The 23,869-nt window shown below is 70.2% G+C and carries 19 protein-coding genes and 1 riboswitch; of the genes, 12 read left to right on the top strand and 7 right to left on the bottom strand.

The features are described from left to right. Positions 1-146 precede the first annotated feature (146 nt). The 6 genes from AB0N82_RS13450 to AB0N82_RS13425 are packed head-to-tail and all read right to left on the bottom strand — an operon-like array spanning position 147 to position 6,586. The gene (locus AB0N82_RS13450) at positions 147-1,043 is read right to left on the bottom strand and encodes a glycosyltransferase family 2 protein (RefSeq protein ID WP_363392198.1); all 897 of its coding nucleotides are present in this window, start codon (positions 1,041-1,043) and stop codon (positions 147-149) included. Beyond that, positions 1,040-2,170, bottom strand: a complete 1,131-nt coding sequence (locus tag AB0N82_RS13445) for a cysteine desulfurase family protein (protein WP_363392196.1) — start codon at positions 2,168-2,170, stop codon at positions 1,040-1,042. The genes AB0N82_RS13450 and AB0N82_RS13445 overlap by 4 nt, the downstream gene beginning before the upstream one ends. Continuing rightward, positions 2,167-3,024 carry a carboxylating nicotinate-nucleotide diphosphorylase gene (gene nadC, locus AB0N82_RS13440; protein WP_363392194.1) on the bottom strand — a complete coding sequence of 286 codons (858 nt, stop codon included), beginning with the start codon at positions 3,022-3,024 and terminating at the stop codon, positions 2,167-2,169. Before nadC ends, AB0N82_RS13445 begins: the two co-directional genes overlap by 4 nt. Continuing rightward, positions 3,018-4,511: an L-aspartate oxidase gene (gene nadB / locus AB0N82_RS13435; RefSeq protein ID WP_363392192.1), complete on the bottom strand. Its 1,494-nt coding sequence runs from the start codon at positions 4,509-4,511 to the stop codon at positions 3,018-3,020. The genes nadC and nadB overlap by 7 nt, the downstream gene beginning before the upstream one ends. Beyond that, entirely contained in the window at positions 4,508-5,839 is a 1,332-nt protein-coding gene (gene nadA, locus AB0N82_RS13430) for a quinolinate synthase NadA (RefSeq protein WP_363392190.1), read from the bottom strand. The genes nadB and nadA overlap by 4 nt, the downstream gene beginning before the upstream one ends. Before the next feature lie 12 nt (positions 5,840-5,851). Further along, complete coding sequence (locus tag AB0N82_RS13425) at positions 5,852-6,586, bottom strand: NUDIX domain-containing protein (protein WP_315995338.1); 735 nt, start codon at positions 6,584-6,586, stop codon at positions 5,852-5,854. A 233-nt stretch (positions 6,587-6,819) separates the two neighbouring features. Between AB0N82_RS13425 and AB0N82_RS13420 the strand changes: the two genes are divergently transcribed. The 8 genes from AB0N82_RS13420 to AB0N82_RS13385 all read left to right on the top strand — a co-directional run bounded on the left by AB0N82_RS13420 (position 6,820) and on the right by AB0N82_RS13385 (position 17,439). After that, on the top strand, positions 6,820-7,995 hold the full coding sequence (locus AB0N82_RS13420) for a MarP family serine protease (protein WP_363392188.1): 1,176 nt from the start codon (positions 6,820-6,822) through the stop codon (positions 7,993-7,995). Positions 7,996-8,148: 153 nt separating this feature from the next. After that, positions 8,149-8,445 carry a hypothetical protein gene (locus tag AB0N82_RS13415; RefSeq protein ID WP_363392187.1) on the top strand — a complete coding sequence of 99 codons (297 nt, stop codon included), beginning with the start codon at positions 8,149-8,151 and terminating at the stop codon, positions 8,443-8,445. After that, positions 8,442-10,247, top strand: coding sequence for an alpha/beta hydrolase (locus AB0N82_RS13410; RefSeq protein ID WP_363392185.1), 1,806 nt, complete (start codon positions 8,442-8,444; stop codon positions 10,245-10,247). The genes AB0N82_RS13415 and AB0N82_RS13410 overlap by 4 nt, the downstream gene beginning before the upstream one ends. Beyond that, the gene (locus tag AB0N82_RS13405; protein WP_363392183.1) at positions 10,237-10,728 is read left to right on the top strand and encodes a hypothetical protein; all 492 of its coding nucleotides are present in this window, start codon (positions 10,237-10,239) and stop codon (positions 10,726-10,728) included. Before AB0N82_RS13410 ends, AB0N82_RS13405 begins: the two co-directional genes overlap by 11 nt. A 60-nt stretch (positions 10,729-10,788) precedes the next feature. Then, positions 10,789-10,883, top strand: a riboswitch (glycine riboswitch). A 157-nt stretch (positions 10,884-11,040) separates the two neighbouring features. Beyond that, on the top strand, positions 11,041-12,273 hold the full coding sequence (locus AB0N82_RS13400; protein ID WP_363392181.1) for a glycine cleavage system aminomethyltransferase GcvT: 1,233 nt from the start codon (positions 11,041-11,043) through the stop codon (positions 12,271-12,273). Continuing rightward, positions 12,270-12,644, top strand: a complete 375-nt coding sequence (gcvH, locus tag AB0N82_RS13395; RefSeq protein WP_363392179.1) for a glycine cleavage system protein GcvH — start codon at positions 12,270-12,272, stop codon at positions 12,642-12,644. The genes AB0N82_RS13400 and gcvH overlap by 4 nt, the downstream gene beginning before the upstream one ends. Further along, positions 12,641-15,520, top strand: coding sequence for an aminomethyl-transferring glycine dehydrogenase (gene gcvP, locus AB0N82_RS13390; protein ID WP_363392177.1), 2,880 nt, complete (start codon positions 12,641-12,643; stop codon positions 15,518-15,520). Before gcvH ends, gcvP begins: the two co-directional genes overlap by 4 nt. Before the next feature lie 173 nt (positions 15,521-15,693). Then, complete coding sequence (locus AB0N82_RS13385) at positions 15,694-17,439, top strand: ABC transporter substrate-binding protein (protein ID WP_363392175.1); 1,746 nt, start codon at positions 15,694-15,696, stop codon at positions 17,437-17,439. 53 nt (positions 17,440-17,492) lie between these two features. On the opposite strand, the gene AB0N82_RS13380 is transcribed toward AB0N82_RS13385, so the two are convergent. Further along, positions 17,493-18,368, bottom strand: a complete 876-nt coding sequence (locus AB0N82_RS13380; protein WP_315995347.1) for a type II CAAX endopeptidase family protein — start codon at positions 18,366-18,368, stop codon at positions 17,493-17,495. Positions 18,369-18,532: 164 nt separating this feature from the next. Between AB0N82_RS13380 and AB0N82_RS13375 the strand changes: the two genes are divergently transcribed. The 4 genes from AB0N82_RS13375 to AB0N82_RS13360 all read left to right on the top strand — a co-directional run bounded on the left by AB0N82_RS13375 (position 18,533) and on the right by AB0N82_RS13360 (position 23,843). After that, on the top strand, positions 18,533-20,152 hold the full coding sequence (locus AB0N82_RS13375; RefSeq protein WP_315995348.1) for an ABC transporter substrate-binding protein: 1,620 nt from the start codon (positions 18,533-18,535) through the stop codon (positions 20,150-20,152). Positions 20,153-20,315: 163 nt separating this feature from the next. Beyond that, entirely contained in the window at positions 20,316-21,245 is a 930-nt protein-coding gene (locus AB0N82_RS13370; RefSeq protein WP_315995349.1) for an ABC transporter permease, read from the top strand. After that, positions 21,235-22,182, top strand: a complete 948-nt coding sequence (locus AB0N82_RS13365) for an ABC transporter permease (protein WP_363392173.1) — start codon at positions 21,235-21,237, stop codon at positions 22,180-22,182. Before AB0N82_RS13370 ends, AB0N82_RS13365 begins: the two co-directional genes overlap by 11 nt. After that, entirely contained in the window at positions 22,179-23,843 is a 1,665-nt protein-coding gene (locus AB0N82_RS13360) for an ABC transporter ATP-binding protein (protein ID WP_315995351.1), read from the top strand. Before AB0N82_RS13365 ends, AB0N82_RS13360 begins: the two co-directional genes overlap by 4 nt. Positions 23,844-23,869: the final 26 nt, after the last annotated feature.

Genomic DNA, 23,869 nt, shown 5'->3' with positions numbered 1-23,869 from the left:
CGGACCCGCCGCATTCCGTGCACGACGGCGCGAGGTGTTCGAAGCGCGCCGGATGAAAGAATCCGGTGTCGGCGTGTCGGGGACTCCGCCCGCCGTTGTGTCTGCGCACACGTGACGCGGCCCGGCACAGGCCGCCGCCCCCGGCCTCAGCCCGGCAGCGACTCCATGAAGGCCTCGAGCGCGATGCGGTACGACGCGTCCGGATGCGTCTCGGCGATGCGCCGCAGCGGCGGGAGATCCAGCGTGCGGATCAGCCGCCCGCGCTCTTCGACGGCCGCGTCGGCCCCGGCGGCGCGCAGCACGGCGATGCCCTCGCCGAGGGCTTCGAGGTAGTCGCGCAGCACGTCGACCTCGCCCAGGCGCTGGGTGATCGACCCGCCGTCGCGGCGCTGGCGCCACTCGACGATCACGTCGGGGATCACGTCGAACGCCGCCGCCGAGGTGTACATGCGCTGGGCGAGCACCTGGTCCTCGTAGTAGCGCCCCTCGGGGAAGCGGAGACCCTGCTCGTGCCAGAAGGTGGTGCGGCTGAGCTTGGACCACGCGACGATGTTCCCGGATGCCGCGGGGTGCTGCGTCAGCGTCGTCCCCGAGCGGGCCGGGTCGGTGGCCGCCGCGACCCACGGCTGCACGTCGCCGGCGGTGTATCCCGGGCCCTCGGCATCCGGGCGCAGGCGCACGTACGCTCCCACGACGAAGTCGCTCCCGGTGCGATCGAGGGCGTCGGCGAGGCGGGCGAGCGCGTCGGGACGGAGGATGTCGTCGGCGTCGAGGAAGGCGGTGTAGGGCGTGTCGACCCGCGCGAGTCCGGTGTTGCGGGCGGCGCCGAGGCCGCGCTGCTCCGTGTGGCGGACGAGACGGAAGCGGGGGTCGTCGGCCTCGGCGTCGGCGAAGATGCGGGCCGTGTCGTCGGTCGAGGCGTCGTCGACGAGCACCGCCGTCCAGTGCGGGTGCGTCTGCGCGCGGAGCGAATCGAGGGCTTCGGTCGCGTACTCGGCGACGTCGAAACCGGGGACGATGACGGTGACCGGGGTGGAGCTCACCCGCGCGATCCTACGGCCGTCACGGCCGCGGCGACCGCATCCGCGACGGGATCGAGGGATGCCGTGAGGCCGTGCGGCAGCGTGAAGCGCACGGCGGTGCGGGCCGTATCGTGATCCAGGCCGATCGCGAGCAGTACGTGCGACGCCTCGTCGCTGCCGGCCGCGCACGCCGAGCCGCTCGAGGAGACGACGCCGCGGCGTTCCAGCTCGAGCAGGACGGTCTCGCCGTTCGTGCCGGGGAAGACGAAGCTCGCGGTGCCCGGGAGGCGACGGGTCGGGTGGCCGGTGACGCGCGCGTCGGGCACGAGCGCGAGGACGCGGGAGGCGAACGCGTCGCGCAGCCCCGCGACGCGGGCGGCCTCCTCCGCGCGCTCCGCCTCGGCGAGGGTGAGGGCGGTGGCGATGGCGACGGCTCCCGCGACATCCGGCGTCCCCGACCGGCGTCCGCGCTCCTGGCCGCCGCCGTGCAGCAGCGGTTCGAACGGAAGTCGCCCGCGCACGGCCAGGATGCCGGTGCCCTTGGGGGCGCCGACCTTGTGGCCGGCCACGGTCACGGCATCCGCCCCGAGGCCGGCCAGGGGCAGCCACCCGGCCGCCTGCACGGCATCCAGATGAAGGGGCACTCCGCGCTCGTGGGCGACGGCGGCGAGGGCGGTGGCGTCCTGGACCGTGCCGATCTCGTTGTTGGCGTAGCCGACGCTCACGAGCGCGGTGTCCGCGCGCAGGCTCGCGGCGAGCGCGTCGGGGGTGAGCGTTCCCGTGGCGTCGATCAGGGCGTGCGTGACCGCGACCCCGTGCAGGCGGGAGAGGTAATCGGCGGAGGCGAGCACCGACTCGTGCTCGATCGCCGTCGTGACGAGGTGCCCCTTCCCCGATCCCAGGACGAGGCCCTTGATGGCGGCGTTGTTGGACTCCGTGCCGCCGGAGGTGAAGGTCACGTCTCCCGTCCGCATCCCGAGGACGGCGGCCACCCGCGATCGGGCGTCGTCGAGGGCGGATGCCGCTGCCTCCCCGACCTCGTGATGGCTCGACGGGTTGCCGAAGTACCGTGTGAGGTACGGGGCCATCGCCTCGAGCACCTCGGGGCGCACGGGCGTCGTCGCGGCGTTGTCGAGGTAGAGGCTCACGCCGTCTCGATGCGGATGTCGAGTCCGAGGTCGAGCGAAGACGCCGAGTGCGTGAGCGCGCCGACGGAGATGACGTCGACGCCGGTCTCGGCGATGGCGCGCACCGTGTCGAGGGTGACCCCTCCCGAGGCCTCGACCTGCGCTGCTCCCGCGATACGGGCGACGCCGGTGCGCAGATCGTCGAGCGAGAAGTTGTCGAGCATGATCGTTCCGACGCCCGCGGCGAGCACGGCGTCGATCTGCTCGAGACGGTCGACCTCGACCTCGACATGCGTGGTGTGCGGCAGCCGCGCGATCGCACTCTCGAGAGCCTGGGTGACCGACAGGCCGTTCGCGGTGAGCACGGCGAGATGGTTGTCCTTCGCCATCACGGCATCCGAGAGCGAGAAGCGGTGATTGTGGCCGCCGCCGTCGCGCACCGCCTGTCGTTCGATGGCGCGCAGGCCCGGGGTGGTCTTGCGGGTGTCGACGATGCGGGCGCCGGTGTGGGCGACCTCGGCGACGTAGCGGCTGGTGAGGGTCGCGATGCCCGACATGCGCTGCACGAAGTTCAATCCGATGCGCTCCGCCGTGAGCACCGCGCGAGCGGGACCGGTCACCACCGCGAGCGTGTCGCCGGGGGAGAAGCGCGCCCCGTCGGCGACGCGATGCTCGACCGTGGTCGACGGATCGGTGAGGGTGAACGCCGCGGCGAAGACGGCGGCTCCGCTGAAGACGCCGTCGACGCGGGCGACCAGCTCGGCGCGCGCCGTCGCGTCTTCCGGGATGAGGGTCTCGCTCGTGAGGTCGCCCCAGGGGGCGTCCTCGTCGAGGGCGGCGGAGACGACACGGTCGATGGTGGCGCGGGTCAGCATGCGAGGACCTCCGGAGGGGCGGAAAGGGATGCCGGTTCGGCGGCGTCCGAGCGGTGGTGGGCGCCGACGGAGGCGGTACGCGCCCGCGCGGCATCCACGACGTGGGTGGCGACGAGGAGGAGGTTGTCGTCCTCCACCGACGGGAGGAGTCCCGCCGCTCGCCAAGCGGCGAGTGTCGCCGCGGCGCGGTCGAGCCCGGAGGCGTCGCGCACGAGTCCCGCGTCGTCCCACATGAGCCGTTGCAGAGCCGCGCGGGAGAATGCCTCGGCAGCGGTGTCGACCGCCACGGGCGCCGGTCGCGCGGGGGCGACCGGGGGGATCGGCCAGTCGCGGTCACGGGCGACGGCATCCCCGGCGCGCGCGCCGAACACGGCCCCTTCGAGCAGCGAATTGGATGCCAACCGGTTCGCCCCGTGCACGCCGGTCCGCGCCGTCTCGCCCACCGCGTACAGTCCGGGCACCGTGGTGCGCCCGTCGAGGTCGGTCACGACGCCGCCCATGAGGTAGTGCGCCGCGGGGGTGACCGGGATGGGCTCGTGCGCCCAGTCGAGGCCGCGCTCGCGCACGGCGGCGTCGATCGTGGGGAAGCGCCGAGCCAAGCGCTCGGCGCCCAGGGCGGTGGCGTCGAGGCGGACGGGGTGACCGTCCTGCGCGGCCATGGCGCGGGCGTTGGCGCGGGCGACGACGTCACGGGGGGCGAGCTCACCGTCGGGGTGTGCGTCGAACGCGAAGCGGCGTCCCGCGTCATCGATGAGAACGGCGCCCTCGCCGCGGACGGCCTCCGACACCAGGAAGGGCGTCCCGACGGCGAGCGCCGTCGGGTGGAACTGCACGAACTCGAGGTCGGCCACGGCGGCCCCGGCGCGGATGGCCGCGGCGATGCCGTCGCCGGTGGCACCGAGGGGATTGGTGGTGTGGGTGTACAGCTGACCCGCTCCACCCGTGGCGAGGACGACGGCGTCGGCGGTGAGCCGGTCGCCGTCGGCCAGCTCGATGCCCGTGACACGGCCGCGCTCGACGATCAGGTCGCGGAGCAGAGCGTGCTCCCGCACAGGGATCCCCTCCGCGCGCACCGCCTCGCCCAGGGCGGCCTGGATGGCGGCGCCGGTCGCGTCCCCACCGGCGTGCAGCACGCGGGCGACGGCGTGCGCCGCCTCGAGACCGCGCGAGAAATCGCCGTCCGCGGTGCGGTCGAAGCCGACCCCGCGGTCCACGAGCTCGGCGATGCGCGCCGGTCCCTCGCCGACGAGCACCTCCACGGCATCCGAGTCGTTCAATCCCGCACCCGCGGTGATCGTGTCGGCCGCGTGCGAGGCGACGGTGTCCGCCGGGTCGGTGACGGCGGCGATCCCGCCCTGTGCCCACCGCGTGTTGGTGTCGGGCAGGGCGCCCTTGGTCACGACGGTGACGCGGCATCCCGCCTCGTGAGCGTGCAGCGCCGCCGTGAGACCGGCGATGCCGCTGCCCACCACGACGACGGTGGTCATTTCACCGCGCCGTTCGGCTTGGCCGCGAGCATGCGCTCCAGGGCTACGGTCGCGGGCTCGGCCACATCGGCCGGGACGGTGATGCGATTGACGACCTCGCCCGCGACGAGGGACTCGAGCACCCACGCGAGGTAGCCCGGGTGGATCCGGTACATCGTCGAGCAGGGGCACACCACCGGGTCGAGGCAGAAGATCTCGTGCTGCGGGTACTGCGCGGCCAGGCGCTGGACGAGGTTGATCTCGGTGCCGATCGCGAAGGTCGTGGGCTCGGTCGCCGCAGCGATCGCCTTGCGGATGATGTCGGTCGACCCCGCCTCGTCGGCGGCATCCACCACGTCCATCGGGCATTCGGGGTGCACGATCACGCGGACGCCGGGGTGCTCGGCGCGCGCCTTGTCGATCTGGTCGACGGTGAAGCGGCGGTGCACCGAGCAGAAGCCGTGCCACAGGATGACGCGGCTGTCTGCGAGCTGTTCCGCGGTCGAGCCGCCGAGGGCCTTGCGCGGGTTCCACATCGGCATCTGCTCGAGCGGCACGCCCATGGCCTTGGCCGTGTTGCGGCCGAGGTGCTGGTCGGGGAAGAACAGCACGCGCCGTCCGCGCGCGAACGCCCACTCCAGCACCGTGCGCGCGTTCGACGAGGTGCAGACGATCCCGCCGTGGCGCCCGACGAAGCCCTTGATGGCGGCGCTGGAGTTCATGTAGGTCACCGGGACGACGGGGACGAGTCCCTCGGCATCCGGGGTCTCGAGGTCGCCGAGGACCTCCTCCAGCTGCTCCCAGCACTCCTCGACCTGGTCGATGTCGGCCATGTCGGCCATCGAGCATCCCGCGGCGAGGTTCGGCAGGATCACGGCCTGATCGGGGCGTGAGAGCAGATCGGCCGTCTCTGCCATGAAGTGCACGCCGCAGAACACGATCGCCTCGGCCTCGGGGCGCTCCTTCGCGGCATTGGCGAGCTGGAACGAGTCGCCCACGTAGTCGGCGTGACGCACGACCTCCTCGCGCTGATAGAAGTGCCCGAGCACGACGACGCGCTCGCCGAGGATCTGCTTCGCCGCGCGGATGCGGGCGTCGAGCTCGTCGTCGGAGGCGTCGCGGTAGTCCTGCGGCAGCTCGCCCTGCCGCGGGGCGCCGGTGGGGATGACGTCGCCCATCGACGAGCCCGGACCATAGCCGGGGCGGGTGTCGAAGTCCCACGGACCCACGGCGAGATCCGTCGTGCAGGTCGCATCGGTCGACGTTCCCGCGACGATCGCCTGGATCGCGTGATCGACGCTGGGGTCGACGGCCGGGCGGGGCTGCAGAGTGAGGGGTGTGGCGGACATGGGCGTTTCCGATCAGTGACGGGACGGGAGCGGGCCGCGATCGGCCAGCTCCACGTCGCGGTTGTAGCGGTAGAGGCGGGCAGGGCGATGGCTTCCGGTGCGGAAGCGCTCGGTCGGGATGAGCGTGTCGCTCGTGTCGACCTGTCGGCGGAAGTTCGCGGGATCGAGGCGTTTGCCGAGGATCGACTCCGTGACCTCGCGAAGGTCGGCGAGCGTGAACTCGTCGGGCAGCAGCCCGTGAGCGATGCGGCTGTAGCCGACCTTGTTGCGCAGGCGCCACAGCGTGTATTCGACGATGTCGTTGTGGTCGAACGCGAGCGTCGGCAGATCGGTCGCGTCGAACCATTCGACGTTCTCGGGAGCGTCGCCCTCCCGCGCGTGGGCCGCGACCTGCGCGTCGACCTCGTCGGAGCGCAGCAGTGCCCAGTACACGATCGACACGACGCGCGTGGGGGAGCGGTCCACGGCGCCGAACGCGTAGAGCTGCTCGAGGTAGCTGGGGGTGAGGCCGGTCGTCTCTGCGAGCGTGCGGGATGCCGCGGCGTCGAGGCCCTCGGTCGCGTCGAGCCATCCGCCGGGCAGTGCCCAGCGCCCATCGAACGGATCGCGCGTGCGGCGCACGAGGGGGAGCGAGAGCACGGGTTCGTCGTCGGCGTCGCGGCGCACGCTGAAGATGACGGTCGACACCGCGACGCGCACGTCGGCGTCGCGGGGCTCGGGGCGAGGGGTTCGTGTCATGGTGACCATATCTCCGGGATCGATCTTAGTGTCATTCCGACCCGAAGGGCGAATCGCGCGATGATTCCGGGCACCTCCTGTCGAAGCCCGTGTCGCGGGGTGGCCCCGGGGCCATCTCCGAAGCCCCGGGGCCACCGGCGACTTCAGCGCCCGGTCGCAGGATCGGCGCCTGCCCGGCCCCGCGCGTCGAAAGGGTTCTCTCAGACGCGCCGCCTAGCCTCGGGGAGGACTCAGGAGGTCGGATGCCGATCATCGACATCGTTCTGATCGCCCTTCTGGCGGTCGCTCTCATCGTGGGCCTGTCGCGCGGATTCCTCGCCACGATCGGCTTCTTCGCCGGGCTCGCGGCGGGTGCCGTCGCCGCGTACTGGGTCACGCCCTTCGTCGGACAATGGGTCACCGCCCCGGCCTGGCGCGGCCCCGCGATGATCCTCGCCGGCATCCTGCTGCTGATGATCGGTTCGGGTCTCGGCAGCGCGGTCGGCGGATTCTTCCGCCGCGGCGCCGATCGCATCAAGCTTCGCGTGCCCGAGCGTCTGCTGGGTGGCGTCGTGAACGTCGCCGCCGCCGCTCTGACGATCTCCTTCGTCGCGGGATCCCTCACGCCCGTGGGTCTGCCCGTGGTCTCGGCCGCTCTGGGCTCTTCCACGGTGGTGCGCACGATCGACGACCTCACGCCGCCTCCCGTGCGCGGCGCGCTCGCCGACCTGCGCGGACAGGTGTTCGCCGGCGGCATACCGAGCTTCGGTTCGCTCATCCAGATCGGCCCCGTGCCCAGCGCGCCCGAGATCGCGCTCGACGACCCTGCCCTGGCCCAGGCTGCCCAGTCGGTCGCCCGCATCTCCGGCACCGCCTACGCGTGCGGCATCACCTCGAGCGGGTCGGGCTTCGTCGTGGCCGACGACCGCGTCGTCACCAACGCCCACGTCGTCGCCGGAGTCGACGCCCCGCTGGTCGAGCTTCCCGGTCAGCCCGCCCGCGAGGGTCGCGTCACCTACTTCGACCCGACCGACGACATCGCCGTGATCTCGGTGGATCAGTTGGACGCCGCGGCCCTCCCCATCGTGTCGACGCTCGCGGTGGGGGAATCCGCCGTCGTGCAGGGCTACCCCGGCGGCGGCCCGTTCACGTCGGGCAGCGCGCAGATCCTCTCGGAGGGGACGGTGCCCGTCCCCGACATCTACGACGGAGCGTCCTCTCCCCGCGACATCTACGCGATCGCCGGGATCGTCCGCCCCGGCAACTCCGGCGGACCGCTTCTGACCACCTCGGGAGAGGTCGCCGGCATCGTCTTCGCGCGTTCCGACACCGACGACAACGTCGGCTACGCCATGACCCCTGCCGAGCTCCTCCCGGTCATGGCGCAGATCGATGCGCTGTCGACGCCCGTGGCATCCGGAAGCTGCACCCGGGGCTGACCGCGGGATGCCGGTGTCCGCGCGAGGCAGCGCGGGCGCCGAAGAGCGTTCGGACAGCGGGACCGACGGCGTTCGCGAGGCCGCGCACCCGCAAGGGTGAAGTTGTGCACAGGGTGATCCGGTGGGGCCGGCGCTCTCCCTACGATCGCTCCCATGCCGCTCATCTCCCTCTCGGTCGACGAGGTGCGACGAGCCGCGACGAAGGTCAAAGAGGTCTCGGCGGGCCTGAGTCCCCTCCCGCTGTTGAGCGTCCCGGGTCAGCCCGATCTCTCGCTCGCGCTGGCCGAATTCGTCGCCTGCCTGAACGATTGTCGATCCGAACGGGAGCGCGAGATCGACGCCACGGCGGCAGGGCTGCGCGACGTCGCCGATCTCTTCGAAGGCACGGAGACCGCAGCCGTCGAGGGGATCCGCTCGCTCGCATCGGCCGCCGGATGGAGCCTCCCGTGACGGCGGAACTCGGTCAGTCCACGGATCCGGTACGGCTCATCCCCGGGAATGCGGCCGCTCTCCATCGAACGGTCGCCCTGTGGACGGCTCGTGCGGTCGACGCGGAAGAGTCCGCCGCCAGGCTGCGGCGGGTGCGCTCGGTGCCGGAATGGGCGGGCGAAGCGGCGGACGCCTACGAGCGAGGCGTCTCGGCCGCAGCCTCGCGGTGGGATGCCATGGCCTCAGCCTTTCGCGTCGCTCAGGCGGCGCTGGAGGAGTTCGTTGCGGCGCTGGAGTCCGCCCGTGCCCGCGCCGGAGACGCCGTCGATCTGTGGAACCGCGCTGACGCCCTGGATGACGCTCCGCCCGTGACGACGAGCTTTCCCGCGCCGGATCGGCAGCCGTTGCGCGGTCTGGAACCGCGGAGCGAAGCCCGGTCGATCCTCGACGACGCGCGGTCCGCGCTCGACAGGGCGGCGGAGCACACCGCCGCCGCACTCCGCCGCGCCATCGCAACCCCCGGGCTCGACGCAGACGAGTGGCTCGCCGTGCTCACCGGATGCGTGTCCGCCTCTCAGGCGCTGGACGCGATCGCCGGCGCCGACGGCCCGAGCCTGGCCGCGGTGCTGCACGCGCGGCCCGCGCTTGCACAGGTCCTCAGCCAGGCGGAGCCGTCCGCGGTCGCGCCGTGGTGGGCCGCGCTCGACGACGCGCAGAAGCACGCGCTCATCCACGCCGCCCCCGCGGTGATCGGCAACCTCGGCGGTGTGGCTTACGCCGCCCGTGACGAGGCGAATCGGATATGGCTGCGCGCGCAGCTCGAGGAGGCGCGTGCGGCGTTGGCGGAGGCGGACGCGCCTTCGCTTTCCTCGCGGATCAATGCGGCCGCTGGATCGGAGGCCGTGACCAAACGACGGGACACCGCACGGGCGCGGGTGGCGGGGCTGGAGAACATCGCGATGGCGCTCGCGGAAACCGCCACCGGCTCGCTGAGGCAGCTCATCTCCCTCACCGGCGACGCGCCCCCGCTCGCTTCGATTTCGATCGGCGACCTCGACGCTGCCGACGTCATAACGCTCGCGGTGCCGGGAATGGGTACGACAACCGAACACATCAGTGACTGGGCACGCGCGACCCAGAACCTGCTGACGATGCAAGACCAGCTCGATCCGGGGCGATCTCACGCAACGGTCGCATGGGTTGGATACCGCACGCCACCTCTCCCGACAGGCGCAGGTGAGTTCGATGTCCTAGGCTCCGATCTCGCCAGGCGAGGTGGAGACGCACTGGCTGGTGACATCCGAGCCCTCCAATGTTCGCGGGCCGGTATCGACGTCAACGTGGTGGCCCATTCATACGGGACGACGACGGCGTCCTTCGCGCTCGCGCAGGATGACGTTCATGTGGCGGCCTTCGTTTCTCTGGGATCGGCTGGGTTGCCGCCACAAATACATGAGTCGACCCTTCTGCATGCGACGGAGGTTTATTCCGGGCAGGCCCAGGACGTCTTGGCCATCGATCCTGCTGGCGGTGATCCGTGGGCATGGGTGGGGAGAATGTCCGCAGCCCACCCCGTCGATCCGATTGCGCCGGGCTTTGGTGCTCACGCATTCAGTGTCGCTGGGGAGGGTGAATTACTGCCCGTGACTCATCATGAGGTCAGTACTCCCCAGGGCACGGGCTATCTAGACCCCCGCACCGAGTCCTTGCGCAATGTAGCGGCCGCGACCGTTGGGCTCAGCCAACAGGTGACGGACTATGTACCGCCGGGACCGACGCCGCTCCAGCAAGGGCTCATCGAAGGAATGACGCATGGCGGTTGACGCTGACCGGGTGCCTCGCTGGATGACCAGCGCGGCTGCGGTACTGGGGCTGACGTTGTTGTTGGCTTCCTGTGCAGCGCCCGCCGACGAAAGTCCCGTATCGGCTCGCGAGAAGCTCACGTCGACGATTGAGGAGAGCGCGGCCATTCTTGGCCAGGTGGAATGGGCGGAGGTGGGCCCGGCGGATGTGGGGAACTGTGGTGACCAGCCCGGCGAACGTGTGAACTACAACTATTGGTACAACGCTGACCCTCAACCCGAACGAGATCACGCAGCTGACGCCCGAAAAATGGCGGAGCATTGGACTGCTCTCGGAATGGACGTCCGCGTCGTTGAAAGCCCGTCGTACGTTGTTTATGCCACGGGAGGTCCCGTTGAGGGTTTGTCCTTCTCCACCGCACCCGGCAACTACTACATCACCGGCACCTCCCTCTGCGTCCCCGGCGACGCCGACGAACTCCGCAAACAGGACAACGGCTGAACATCTCACGAGGCCGACCGAAGCTCCGCTAGGCTGACCCCACAAGTCCACACCGGCCCCATGATCGATGCGGGAGAGCTCCGGCGAACGCAGCCGGGCACCGAAGGAGCAAGCCTCCCCGCCAATCTCTCAGGTACGCGTACCGCGTCGATCGGGCCACTCTGGAAAGTGATCCGGGTGCACCGCGCCGGATCCGCCGACGGTGAAAGCTGTGCGTTCAGGACGCGGCAGTGAAACTCTCAGGCCCATGACAGAGGGGGAGTTCTTCAGGCGCCGACCGGCGTCTGTCCGTCATCGCGAACGGCAGAACTCATGACCGAAACCCCCGCTCCAACGCGCACGTCGCCGCTGCACGATCGGCACGAGGCCCTCGGCGCCTCGTTCACCGACTTCGGCGGCTGGAACATGCCTGTGCGCTACACCTCCGACCTCGCCGAGCACCACGCCGTCCGCGCGGCCGCAGGTCTGTTCGACATCTCGCACATGGCTGAGTTCCGCGTAACCGGCGAGACCGCGGCCGCCTTCCTCGACCACATGCTCGCCGGACGCCTGTCGACCATGAAGATCGGCAAGGCGAAGTACTCGCTGGTCCTCGCGGAGAGCGGGGGCATCGTCGACGACGTCATCGTCTACCGCACGGGGGAGCAGAGCTTCCTCGTCATCTCGAACGCCGGCAACCGGGATGCCGTGGCCGCGGCGTTCGACCTGGCTCAGCGCACGTGGGTCCCCGCGTCGACCGCGGTCCCTGACGGCGCAGCCGAGGTCCCTGAGCCCGTCGAAGGGACCGGAACCCCCGCGTCGGACGCTTCGACAGGCTCAACGACCGACGCTCGCGGGAGCCTCACCGTCGAAGATGTCACCGACCACTACGCCCTCATCGCCCTCCAGGGCCCCGAGGCCCGTGGCATCCTGAGCTCCACCCCGGGGGTCGAGATCACCGGCACCGCACTCGATGAGCTCGGCTACTACGCCTGGACCGAGGGCACCTTCGACGGGGCCCCGCTGTTCGTCGCCCGCACCGGTTACACCGGCGAGGACGGCTACGAGCTGATGATCCCCACGGCCCAAGCCGCCGCCCTGTGGGATGCCGTGCTCGCCGCGGGCGCCGATCGGGGTCTCGTTCCGTGCGGTCTCGCCGCGCGCGACACGCTTCGACTCGAAGCCGGCATGCCGCTGTACGGCCACGAGCTCTCACGCGACATCGTCCCCGCGCAGGCGGGCCTCGGTCGTGTCGTCGCCGTCGACAAGGAGGCGTTCGTCGGAAAGGACGGCCTGTCGTCCGGACCCGCCGATGCCCCGGTCCTCGTCGGTCTCGTCTCGGAGGGCCGCCGCGCGGGTCGCGCCGGCTACTCGGTGCTGCACGGCGACGACACCGTCGGCGAGATCACCAGCGGTGCCCTCAGCCCCACCCTCGGCCACCCCGTGGCCATGGCGTTCGTCGCACCCGCGGCATCCGCCATCGGAACCGAACTGTCCATCGACGTCCGCGGAACCCGCATCCCCGCGACCGTCACCGCCCTTCCCTTCTATCGGAGAAACGCATGACCGACCTCACCGCCCTCAGCTACACCTCCGAGCACGAGTGGATCGCCCTCGAGGGCGACATCGCCACCGTCGGCGTCACCGACTTCGCCGCCGACAAGCTCGGTGACGTCGTCTTCGTCGAGCTGCCCGGCGCGGACTCGGCCGTTTCGGCCGGTGATGTCTGCGGCGAGATCGAGTCGACGAAGTCCGTCGGCGAGCTCTACGCGCCGATCACCGGCACGGTCGTCGAGGTCAACGACGCCGTCGTCGACGACCCCTCGCTGGTCAACGCCGAGCCGTTCGCCGGCGGCTGGCTCATCAAGATCCGCGTCGAGGGCGACCTGCCCGCCGACCTGCTCGACCGCGCCGCATACGAGGACCTCACCGCATGACCTCCGTCCTTCCTCCTCGCACGGATGCGGGGACCCCGGCCGCCTTCACCGACCGCCACATCGGCATCGGCCCCGACGCCCAGGCGCACATGCTCGAGGTCGTCGGGTACGACAGCGTCGAGGCGCTCGTCGAGACCGCCGTGCCGGCATCCATCCACGTGCAGCCCCGCGCGACGAGCTCGATCCCGACCGCGGCCACCGAGGCGGAGGCACTGGCGGAACTGCGGGAGCTGGCATCCGCCAACCGTTCCGCCCGCCCGATGATCGGTCTCGGCTACTACGACACCTTCACGCCGTCGGTGATCGCGCGGAACGTCCTCGAGAACCCGTCCTGGTACACGGCCTACACGCCGTACCAGCCCGAGATCTCGCAGGGGCGCCTCGAAGCGTTGATCAACTTCCAGACCATGGTCACCGACCTGACCGGGCTCGCCACGGCGAACGCGTCGATGCTGGATGAGTCCACCGCGGTCGTCGAGGGCATGCTCGTCGCTCGTCGCGCCTCGAAGGCGAAGACCGACGTCTTCCTCGTCGACGTCGACTCCCTGCCGCAGACGAAGGCGCTGCTGCACCACCGAGCGGCGGCCGTCGGCATCGAGATCGTCGAGACGTCGTTCGAGGGCGAGATCCCCGCAGCGTTCGGCGCGTTCGTGCAGTACCCCGGCGCGACCGGGCGCATCTGGGACTTCTCCGCCGTGGCCGAGACCGTGCACGCGAACGGCGGCCTGGTCGTGGCCGCCGCCGACCTGCTCGCCCTGACGCTGCTGCGCTCGCCCGGATCCCTCGGCGCCGACGTGGCGGTCGGCACGACCCAGCGCTTCGGCGTGCCCCTCGGCTTCGGCGGACCGCACGCCGGCTATATGGCCGTGCGTGCGGGCCTCGAACGACAGCTTCCGGGCCGCCTCGTCGGCGTGTCGCAGGATGCCGTCGGCGCCCCCGCCTACCGCCTGTCCCTGCAGACGCGCGAGCAGCACATCCGCCGCGAGAAGGCCACGTCGAACATCTGCACCGCCCAGGTGCTGCTCGCGGTCATGGCCGCGATGTACGCGGTGTACCACGGGCCCGACGGGCTCCGCGCGATCGCGACGCGGGTCGCGCGCAAGGCCGATGCCCTGGCATCCGCTCTGCGCTCGTACGACCTCACCCTGGCGAGCGACGCGTTCTTCGACACCGTACGCGTGCACGTGCCGGGGCGCGCGCAGGACGTCGTCGATCGCGCCCGCGAGCGCGGCTATCAGCTGCTGTGGGTGGACGATGCGACCGTGGGCGTGTCGGTGGACGAGACGACGACGGATGCCGATCTCTCGGCGATCCTCGACGCCTTCGGTCTCGCGAGCGAGGAACTGTCCGAGGGGGAGGCGCTGCGCGGGGTCGAGGAGGCCCTCCACCGCGACGACGAGTACCTCACGCACCCGGTGTTCCACAGTCACCGCAGCGAGACCGCGATGATGCGCTACCTCAAGACGCTCGCCGACCGCGACTACGCGCTCGACCGCGGCATGATCCCGCTGGGCTCGTGCACGATGAAGCTCAACGCGGCGACCGAGATGGCAGCGGTGTCGTGGCCCGAGTTCTCGCGCGTGCATCCGTTCGCGCCCGAAGCCGACGTGCACGGGTACCTCGAGATGATCGAGCAGCTCGAGCGCTGGCTCGCCGAGGTCACCGGCTACGACGCGGTGTCGCTGCAGCCCAACGCCGGCTCGCAGGGCGAGCTCGCGGGCCTGCTCGCGATCCGCGGCTACCACCTCGCGAACGGCGACACCGCGCGCACGGTATGCCTCATCCCGTCGTCGGCGCACGGCACGAACGCCGCCTCGGCGATCCTGGCGGGAATGAAGGTCGTCGTCGTCGCGTGCGACGAGGCCGGCAACGTCGACCTCGGCGATCTGCGCGCGAAGATCGCGCAGCACGCGGCGGAGCTGTCGGCCCTGATGATCACGTACCCCTCCACTCACGGGGTGTACGAGCACGACGTGCTCGAGATCACGCAGGCCGTGCACGACGCCGGCGGACAGGTCTACGTCGACGGCGCGAACCTCAACGCCCTGCTCGGCTTCGCCCGCTTCGGCGACCTCGGCGGCGACGTGTCGCACCTGAACCTCCACAAGACGTTCGCGATCCCGCACGGCGGCGGAGGTCCGGGCGTGGGTCCGGTCGCGGCGAAGGCGCACCTCGCGCCGTTCCTGCCCTCGCACCCGTTCTCGCAGCGCGCCGAGCACGCCGGCGGCACGTTCGACGGGGGCCCGGTGTCTGCCGCTCCGCACGGCTCCGCCGGCATCCTGCCGATCTCGTGGGCCTACGTACGCATGATGGGCGCCGAGGGTCTGCGCCAAGCCACGGCCGCCGCGGTGCTCTCGGCCAACTACATCGCCACGCGTCTGCGCGAGCACTACCCGGTGCTGTACGCCGGTGAGGGGGGCCTCGTCGCACACGAGTGCATCCTCGACCTGCGTCCCCTCAAGGAGCAGACCGGCGTCACCGTCGACGATGTGGCGAAGCGCCTCATCGACTACGGCTTCCACGCCCCGACGATGTCGTTCCCGGTCGCCGGCACCCTGATGGTGGAGCCGACCGAGAGCGAAGACCTCGCCGAGCTCGACCGCTTCGTGGATGCCATGATCGCGATCAAGCAGGAGGCCCTCGCGGTCGCCGCGGGGGAGTGGCCCGCCGACGACAACCCTCTCGTGAACGCCCCGCACACCGCCGAGACGGTCGTGGTGGGGGAGTGGGAGCACCCGTACTCGCGCGAGACCGCCGTATACCCCGTGCGCTCGCTCATCCGCGGCAAGTACTGGCCCCCGGTGCGCCGCATCGACCAGGCCTACGGCGACCGCAACCTGGTGTGCTCGTGCCCCCCTCCGGAGGCGTTCGCCTGACGATCCGACGCGGCGGCGGTTCCCGGCATCCGGGGCCGTCGCCGCGTCTAGCGTGCCCGGCCCCTCGGCCGCACCGTGCCGCGCCGTTCGCGCGCCCGTCCGGGGCGCGGCCCGGCGTCGACGGGCGCGCGCGGCCCGGGGATCCCACAGGAGGCGTTTAGTAAAGTGCCCCTGTGCTGCACCGTGGGCTGAACGACGTTCCTCGACCGACTCGACGACGACGCGGGGCGGGACGGCTGCTGGCCCTTCTGATGGCCGCCGGTGTCGTCCTGGCCGGGTGCGCGGCCCCCGAGCCCGCCCCGGCTCCGGTCGAAGAAGCGCCCACGAGCCTGACCCTCGGCGTCGTGGGGTCGCTGACCAGCCTCAACGCCGCCAGCGCCACGGGCAACACCCCCGCCAACCGCGCCATGTCCGCGCTCCTCGACGAGCGGCTCGGCTCGCTCGACGGCGACCTCCAGGTGGTGCCCAACGACGGTCTGGGCCGCATCACCCGCGTGCAGGGCGACCCGCTCAAGGTGAGCTACGAGCTCTTCTCCGACCGTGTGTGGTCGGACGGCACCCCGGTGACCCTCGACGACCTGCTGTTCGGCTGGGCCGTCACCTCGCATTACTTCGACGACGCGACCTACGACGCGACCGGCCAGATCGTCTCGGGCACGCGGTACTTCAACACGGCCATGCCCGCCGACCCGAATGCACGGACCGCCCGCCCGAGCATCGACCGCGCCGACGACACCCTCACCCTCACCTACGAGCAGCCGTTCGCCGACTGGAACCGTCAGTGGCTGCTCGACCGGCCCGTCCACGTCATCGCACAGCGAGCAGGCGTCAGCGTCAAGGATCTGCTCACCGCGATCCTCACCACTCCCGCGGGCGACCCGGAACAGCCGCGTACACCGAACCCGGTGCTGCTCGCCGCGGCTCAGACCTGGAACACCGGGTTCGACATCGCGCCCGGCTCCACCCCCGACCCCGCCAGCGTCGTCTCGGCCGGACCGTGGACGGTGACCGAGATCACCGCCGACACGGTTCAGCTCGCGCGCCGCGATTCGTATCAGGGCGCCCACTTCCCGGGGCTCGAGCAGCTGACCGTCCGCTTCTTCGCCGACCGTGCGGCCCAGCTGTCCGCGGTCGAGGCGGGTCAGGTCGACGTGGCCAACGTCGGCGACATCGACGTGGCGGAGAACAAGACCCTGACCGAGGCCGGATACCAGGTGCAGGTCGGTCCGACCACCCAGACGCTGCACCTGCGGTTCGCCGAGGGGACGGCATCCGACCTCCGTCAGGCCATGACGCTCGCGATCGACCGCGGCTCCCTCGTGCAGGACGTCCTCGGCGCGGTGCGCCCCGACGCGCAGCCCCTGCAGTCGTTCCTGTCGTCGCCCGCGGCGGGCTCGCTCTACGCTGACCTCGTCTCCGGCAACGGTGCCCCCGGCACGGGGAGCGACGTCGACGGCGCGCGCAGTGCCCTGGGCGATCGTGCGGCCGTGCTGCGCGTGGCCTACGACACCACCGACGACGTCTCGGCGCAGGTCTTCCCTCGACTGGTGTCGATGGGAGCCCGTGCCGGGATCGCCGTGCGCTTGGCGACCACTCCCGAAGAGGCGGATGCCACGTTGGCCTGGGTGGGAGAGGACGAGAGCCTCTACCGCTCGGCGCGCGACCGCATCGCCGAGGGGATCGAGGGGGCGCAGACGAACGCGCTGTTCGACGAGCTGACCGTCCACACCGATCCGGTCGACGTGCTGTCCGAGGCCAAGGAGATCGACCGCTCGCTCTTCGCCGCCTACGCCGGGGTGCCCCTGCTCGAGCGCACGGGCGCGGTCGTCACCGCCGAGGGCGTCGGGGGAGTGGCCTACACCTCCGAGCCCGACGGGGTGCCCCCCGCGTTCTGGACCTGGTCCCCGCCGCAGCGCTGAGGTCGGATCCCGGATGCCGTCACGGCACGCTGCGGGACCTGTCGCCGCGAGCCTCAGGCCGTCGGCGACGGCGTCGCGGTGGGCGTCGGGGTCGACGCGGGCGGGGCGAAGATTCCCGGCCACCACGCCGCGGCCAGGGGGTAGCCGACGAAGGCGACGATGTCGATGACCGTGTGGGCGACGACGAGCGGCATGACCCGCCCCCAGCGCTTGTAGCACCACCCGAACACGAGGCCCATCACCACGTTGCCCAGCGCCGACGGCCAGCCCTGATAGAGGTGGTAGCTGCCGCGCAGCAGCGCGGTGGAGACGATGATGCCCGTCCATGACCACCCGAGCCGGCGGAGGCGGTCGAAGAGGTATCCGAGGAAGATGACCTCCTCGGTCAATCCGGCCCGCAGCGCCGCCAGCACGAGCAAGGCGATGACCCACCACGACGAGTCCAGCGGCGCGGGGACGACCGTGATGCTCTGCCCGATGGCCCGGCCGATCGCGTAGACCCCGATGCCCGGAGCGCCGATCAGCGCGACCAGGAGCAGCCCCCGGGCGATGTCGGAGCCCGGGCGGCGGAAATCTAGGCCGATGCGGCGCAGAGCATTGTTGGCCGGCTCCCACAGCAGATACAGCGCCAGGGCGACGAGAGCGAGCGAGAAGAAGATGTCGAGGAACTGGTAGATCGCGTCCCACAGGGGCTCGGCGCTGCGCGACGGATTCAGCTGCGTCTGCTGCTGGGAGATCGGCGCACGGGTCGCCGCTCTCACGAACGACACCACCGAATAGATCGCCGACTGGCCCACGCTGATCAGCAGCACCAGCGCGATCTCCCAGACCAGACGCGAGCGCGCGTACCGTTCGGACGCCGCCAGAGTCGGAGGATATGACCAGTCCGCGGGACCCGTGGGGCGCGACGACTTGTCAGATTGCCACATCAAGGGCCTCCCGAGTAAATCCTCTGTAACGTTTATCCAAGAAGTTTGGGGCACCTGGGTAAACGTGCCTAGTGTGTTCTCATCCTGCCCGAACGGATTTCCCCGCATCTTGTGCTGCGTGAAAACTCTGCCCGGGCGATGATCATCCCTTCCCTGGAGGAACTGTGAAGCGCAACAAGATTGCCCTCTCCAGTCTCGCCCTGCTGGGAGCTGTCGGGCTCATGCTCGCCGGCTGCTCGGGCGGAGACAACGGCGGCAGCGGCTCGGCCTCGGGCGGCGACGCCTCGGCCATCATCCGGACCAACGGTTCGGAGCCGCAGAACCCGCTGATCCCGACCAACACCAACGAGGTCGGCGGCGGCAAGATCCTCGACTCGATCTTCGCGGGTCTGGTCTACTACGACGCCGACGGCGCCCCGGTGAACGACATGGCCGAGTCCATCGTCACCAACGACGCGCAGAACCTCACGGTGACCCTGAAGAAGGGCCAGAAGTTCACGGACGGCACCGAGGTCAAGGCCGACAACTTCATCAAGGCCTGGAACTGGGGCGCTCAGCTGTCGAACAACCAGCTGAACAGCTACTTCTTCGAGGACATCGTCGGCTTCAGCTACGACGCCGACTCGGAGCTGACCGGTCTGCAGAAGGTCGACGACTACACCTTCACGATCGCCCTGTCCAAGCCCGCCGCCGACTTCGCGCTGCGCCTGGGCTACTCGGCGTTCTTCCCGCTGCCCGACAGCGCGTTCGACGACATGGCCGCCTTCGGTGAGAACCCGATCGGCAACGGTCCGTACAAGCTCGCCAGCGACGGCGCATGGCAGCACAACGTGCAGATCGACCTCGTCAAGAACGACGACTACCAGGGTGGTCGCACGGTCGCCAACGGCGGCCTGACGGTCGTCTTCTACGCATCCCAGGATGCCGCTTACGCCGACCTCCTCGGCGGCAACGTCGACGTGATCGACGCGATCCCGCCGGCATCGCAGGCGACCTTCGAGTCCGACCTGGGCGACCGCGCGGTCAACCAGCCGGCCGCGGTGTTCCAGTCGTTCACCATCCCGGAGCGCCTCGCGCACTTCGGCGGCGAAGAGGGCAAGCTGCGTCGTCAGGCGCTGTCGATGGCCATCAACCGCGACGAGATCACGAAGACGATCTTCCAGGGCACCCGTACCCCGGCCAGCGACTTCACCTCGCCGGTCATCGACGGTTGGTCGGACTCGCTCACCGGCGCCGACGTGCTGCAGTACGACGAGGCCAAGGCGAAGGAGCTGTGGGCCCAGGCCGACGCCATCTCGCCCTGGACCGGTACCTTCCAGATCGCGTACAACGCCGACGGTGGTCACCAGACCTGGGTCGACGCGGTGACCAACTCGATCAAGAACACCCTCGGCATCGACGCGTCGGGCGCTCCCTACCCGACGTTCAAGGAAGCCCGTTCGGCCATCACCGACCGCAGCATCCAGACCGCCTTCCGCACCGGTTGGCAGGCCGACTACCCCGGTCTGTACAACTTCCTCGGACCGCTCTACGCGACCGACGCCTCGTCGAACGACGGTGACTACTCGAACCCCGAGTTTGACAGCCTGCTCTCGACCGGTATCGCCGAGACCGAGGTCGACGCGCAGAACGCCGACTTCCAGAAGGCGCAGGAGATCCTGCTCCAGGACCTGCCCGCCATCCCGCTCTGGTACTCCAACGTCACCGGCGGATTCGCCGACGGCGTGAACAACGTCAAGTTCGGGTGGAACTCGGTTCCGCTGTACTACGAGATCACGAAGTAACCCTTCCGATCTCTGGCCGCGAGGCGGTGACGGATTCGTCACCGCCTCGCGGTCTGCCAGCCAGGCCTCATCACGACGTGTGATAAAACAGCACGGGCTCTTCTGAGCCCGGCCCCCCACGTGACGTCCGATGAGGCGTTTCCCACGTTCGAAAAGAGAGCGGATGCTCGGCTACATCCTCAGACGTCTGCTGCAGGTGCTCCCCGTGTTCTTCGGGGCCACGCTGCTGATCTACTTCATGGTCTTCGCCATGCCGGGAGACCCGATCCTCGGGCTCTTCGGCGACAAGACCCCCGCCCCGCAGGTCGTCGAAGCCCTGCGCGCGCAGTACCACCTCGACCAGCCCTTCATCGTCCAGTACTTCCTGTACCTCGGCGGCATCTTCCAGGGCGACCTCGGGACGACCTTCTCCGGCCAGTCCGTGAACGAGGTCCTCGCCCGCACCCTGCCGGTGACGGCTCGACTGGCCGTGATGGCCCTCGCGATCGAGTTCGTGCTCGCCATCGTCGTCGGCACCATCTCGGCCATCCGCAAGGGCAAGCTGTTCGACAACGTCGCCCTCATCGTGGCGCTCCTGTTCGTCGCCCTGCCGATCTTCGTGGCCTGCTTCCTCGCGCAGTACTTCCTCGCCGTCCAACTCGGGTGGTTCCGCCCGACGGTCGGTGCCCAGAACGGGTGGGGGGATCTCATCCTCCCGGCGATCGTCCTGGGCCTGAGCCTCTTCGCGACGAGCATGCGCCTGATGCGCGGGTCGGTCATCGACACGCTCAACCAGGACTGGGTGCGCACCGCCTACAGCAAGGGTCTCTCGCGTCGTCGTGTGATCCCCGTGCACGTGCTGCGCAACTCGCTCATCCCGGTGATCACCAACTCCGCGACCAACTTCGGTGTGCTGCTGGTGGGCGCGACCGTGACCGAGGGAATCTTCAACATCCCCGGCGTCGGCAACACGCTCTACCAGGCGACCATCCGCGGCGAGGGCCCCACGGTCGTGTCCTTCGTGACCGTCTTCGTCATCATCTACGTGCTGGTCAACCTCGTCGTCGACCTTCTGTACGGTCTCCTTGACCCGAGGATCCGCTATGTCAAGTAATCGTTTCCCGGCGCCGCACTTCGTCGCCCCCATCAAGACCGAGACCATCTCGGTCGACGCCGTGCGCGTCGCCGCCCGCAAGAGCAACCTCTGGCTCGACGCGTGGCGCGACCTGCGCCGTCGGCCCACCTTCTGGATCGCCCTGGCCGTCATGGCCGTCGTGATCCTGATGGCGGCGTTCCCGACGCTGTTCACCCAGGTGCCGCCGAACAACGACTGCCAGCTGTCCAACAGCAACGGCGGCCCGACCGCGGGTCACATCCTCGGCTTCACCTTCCAGGGCTGCGACACGTTCTCCCGCATCGTGTGGGGTGCGCGCACCTCGCTGTCGGTGGGTCTGCTCGCCACGGCGATCGGCACGATCATCGGCCTCATCATGGGCGCGCTGTCGGGCTTCTACGGTGGATGGCTCGACGCGGTGATCTCGCGCGTCGGCGACATCTTCTTCTCGATCCCCTACATCCTCGCGGCGATCGTCGTCATGAGCGTGTTCTCGCAGTACCGCAACGTCTTCACCCTGGCGTTCGCGATCGGCGGGTTCGCGTGGGCCTCCACGGCACGCGTCGTGCGCGCCGAGGTGCTGCGTGTGCGTCAGGCGGACTACGTCGCCGCATCCCAGGCCCTCGGGCAGTCGCGCTTCAAGACGCTGCTCACCCACGTCATCCCCAACGCCATCGCCCCTCTGCTGGTCGTCACGACCATCAGCCTCGCGGCGGCGATCGTGGCCGAGGCGACCCTGTCGTTCCTCGGTGTCGGCCTCGGCGGCGACACCATGTCGTGGGGTAACGACATCAGCCAGGCCCAGCAGTCGCTGCGCGTCGCGCCGGCCGCGCTGATCTGGCCGTCGCTGGCGCTGACCGTGACGGTGCTGGCGTTCATCATGCTGGGCGAGCTCATCCGAGACGCCATCGACCCGAGAGCGAGGGCCCGCCGATGAGCGACGCCACCATGACGCCGCTGCTGTCCGTGCGCGACCTCAAGGTCGCCTTCGAAGGTCAGGGCGGTTCCCGCCAGGTCCTGCACGGCGTGAGCCTCGACGTCTACCCCGGCCAGACGGTGGCCATCGTGGGCGAGTCGGGTTCGGGCAAGTCCACCACCGCCTCCGCGGTGATCGGGCTGCTCCCCGGCACCGGTCACGTCACCGGCGGCAGCATCACGCTCGACGGACGCGAGCTGACGGGCCTGACCTCGTCGCAGTTCGAGTCCGTCCGCGGCAAGGACATCGGATACGTCCCCCAGGACCCGATGTCCAACCTCAACCCGGTGTGGAGCATCGGCTTCCAGGTCAAGGAGGCGATCCGCGCGAACGGGATCGCCACCGGCCGGAAAGAGGTCGAGAAGCGCGCCATCGAGGTGCTCAAGCAGGCCGGTCTCGCCGATGCCGAACGCCGGTTGCACCAGTACCCGCACCAGTTCTCGGGCGGTATGCGCCAGCGTGCGCTCATCGGCATCGGCCTCGCCGCCGATCCGAAGCTCCTGATCGCCGACGAGCCGACCTCGGCCCTCGACGTCACGGTGCAGCGCGTGATCCTCGACCACATGGCATCCCTCACGCGGGAGCGCGGCACGTCGGTGCTGCTCATCACGCACGACCTGGGTCTGGCCGCCGAGCGCGCCGACACCATCGTCGTGATGAACCAGGGCGAGATCGTCGAGTCGGGTCCGAGCCGCGAGATCCTCGAGAACCCGCAGCACCCGTACACCCAGCGGCTGGTCGCCGCGGCGCCGAGCATCGCGTCGCAGCGCATCCAGGCGAAGGCGGAGGACCGTGGCATCCTCCGCGAGGCCGACCTCGACGCTCCGGCGACCGTGAAGGTGACCGACCTGGTCAAGGAGTACAAGATCCGCCAGGGCGGGTTCCGCAGCGAGCAGTTCCGCGCGGTCGACGGGGTCTCGTTCGAGATCCCGCGCGGCAAGACGCTGGCGCTCGTGGGGGAGTCGGGCTCGGGCAAGTCGACCATCGCCAAGATGGTGCTCAAGCTCGAGGAGCCCACCTCGGGGTCGATCGAGGTCGACGGCGTGAACACCGGCAGGCTCAGCGCGAAGGACACCTTCGCCCTGCGTCGCCGCATGCAGCCCGTGTTCCAGGACCCCTACGGCTCGCTCGACCCGCTGCGCAGCATCGGCAACCTCATCGCCGAGCCGCTCAACATCCACAAGGTGGGTGACACCACCTCGCGTCGCGAGCGGGTGGAGGAGCTGCTCGAGCAGGTCGCCCTGCCGCAGGAGCTGGCGTCGCGTTACCCGAACGAGCTGTCCGGTGGTCAGCGTCAGCGTGTCGCCATCGCGCGCGCGCTCGCGCTCAAGCCCGACATCCTCGTGCTCGACGAGGCCGTCTCGGCGCTCGACGTGCTCGTGCAGGCGCAGATCCTCCAGTTGCTCGCGGAGCTGCAGTCCGAGCTCGGTCTCACGTACCTGTTCATCACGCACGACCTCGCCGTCGTCCGTGTCGCCGCCGACCTGGTGTGCGTCATGGAGCGGGGCAAGCTCGTCGAGCAGGGCACCGTGGACGAGATCTTCGCGCAGCCGTCGCAGGAGTACACGCGGCGTCTCCTCGACGCCATCCCCGGCGCCTCCCTCCAGCTGGGCGGCGCGTGACGCGCGACGAGCGCTTCCGGGGCGCG

This window comes from Microbacterium sp. NPDC089186 (genome assembly GCF_040685115.1).
Lineage (GTDB): Bacteria > Actinomycetota > Actinomycetes > Actinomycetales > Microbacteriaceae > Microbacterium > Microbacterium galbum.
This window is presented reverse-complemented; position numbering and strand designations above follow the sequence as displayed.

Bases quoted from the DNA above. Each gene is read 5' to 3' on its own strand.
- nadC (WP_363392194.1), bottom strand. From the start codon at position 3,024: ATGCTGACCCGCGCCACCATCGACCGTGTCGTCTCCGCCGCCCTCGAC.
- AB0N82_RS13400 (WP_363392181.1), top strand. From the start codon at position 11,041: ATGACCGAAACCCCCGCTCCAACGCGCACGTCGCCGCTGCACGATCGG.
- AB0N82_RS13420 (WP_363392188.1), top strand. From the start codon at position 6,820: ATGCCGATCATCGACATCGTTCTGATCGCCCTTCTGGCGGTCGCTCTC.
- nadB (WP_363392192.1), bottom strand. From the start codon at position 4,511: ATGACCACCGTCGTCGTGGTGGGCAGCGGCATCGCCGGTCTCACGGCG.
- AB0N82_RS13405 (WP_363392183.1), top strand. From the start codon at position 10,237: ATGGCGGTTGACGCTGACCGGGTGCCTCGCTGGATGACCAGCGCGGCT.
- AB0N82_RS13370 (WP_315995349.1), top strand. From the start codon at position 20,316: ATGCTCGGCTACATCCTCAGACGTCTGCTGCAGGTGCTCCCCGTGTTC.
- AB0N82_RS13415 (WP_363392187.1), top strand. From the start codon at position 8,149: ATGCCGCTCATCTCCCTCTCGGTCGACGAGGTGCGACGAGCCGCGACG.
- AB0N82_RS13380 (WP_315995347.1), bottom strand. From the start codon at position 18,368: ATGTGGCAATCTGACAAGTCGTCGCGCCCCACGGGTCCCGCGGACTGG.
- AB0N82_RS13365 (WP_363392173.1), top strand. From the start codon at position 21,235: ATGTCAAGTAATCGTTTCCCGGCGCCGCACTTCGTCGCCCCCATCAAG.
- AB0N82_RS13360 (WP_315995351.1), top strand. From the start codon at position 22,179: ATGAGCGACGCCACCATGACGCCGCTGCTGTCCGTGCGCGACCTCAAG.
- AB0N82_RS13425 (WP_315995338.1), bottom strand. From the start codon at position 6,586: ATGGTCACCATGACACGAACCCCTCGCCCCGAGCCCCGCGACGCCGAC.
- nadA (WP_363392190.1), bottom strand. From the start codon at position 5,839: ATGTCCGCCACACCCCTCACTCTGCAGCCCCGCCCGGCCGTCGACCCC.
- gcvP (WP_363392177.1), top strand. From the start codon at position 12,641: ATGACCTCCGTCCTTCCTCCTCGCACGGATGCGGGGACCCCGGCCGCC.
- gcvH (WP_363392179.1), top strand. From the start codon at position 12,270: ATGACCGACCTCACCGCCCTCAGCTACACCTCCGAGCACGAGTGGATC.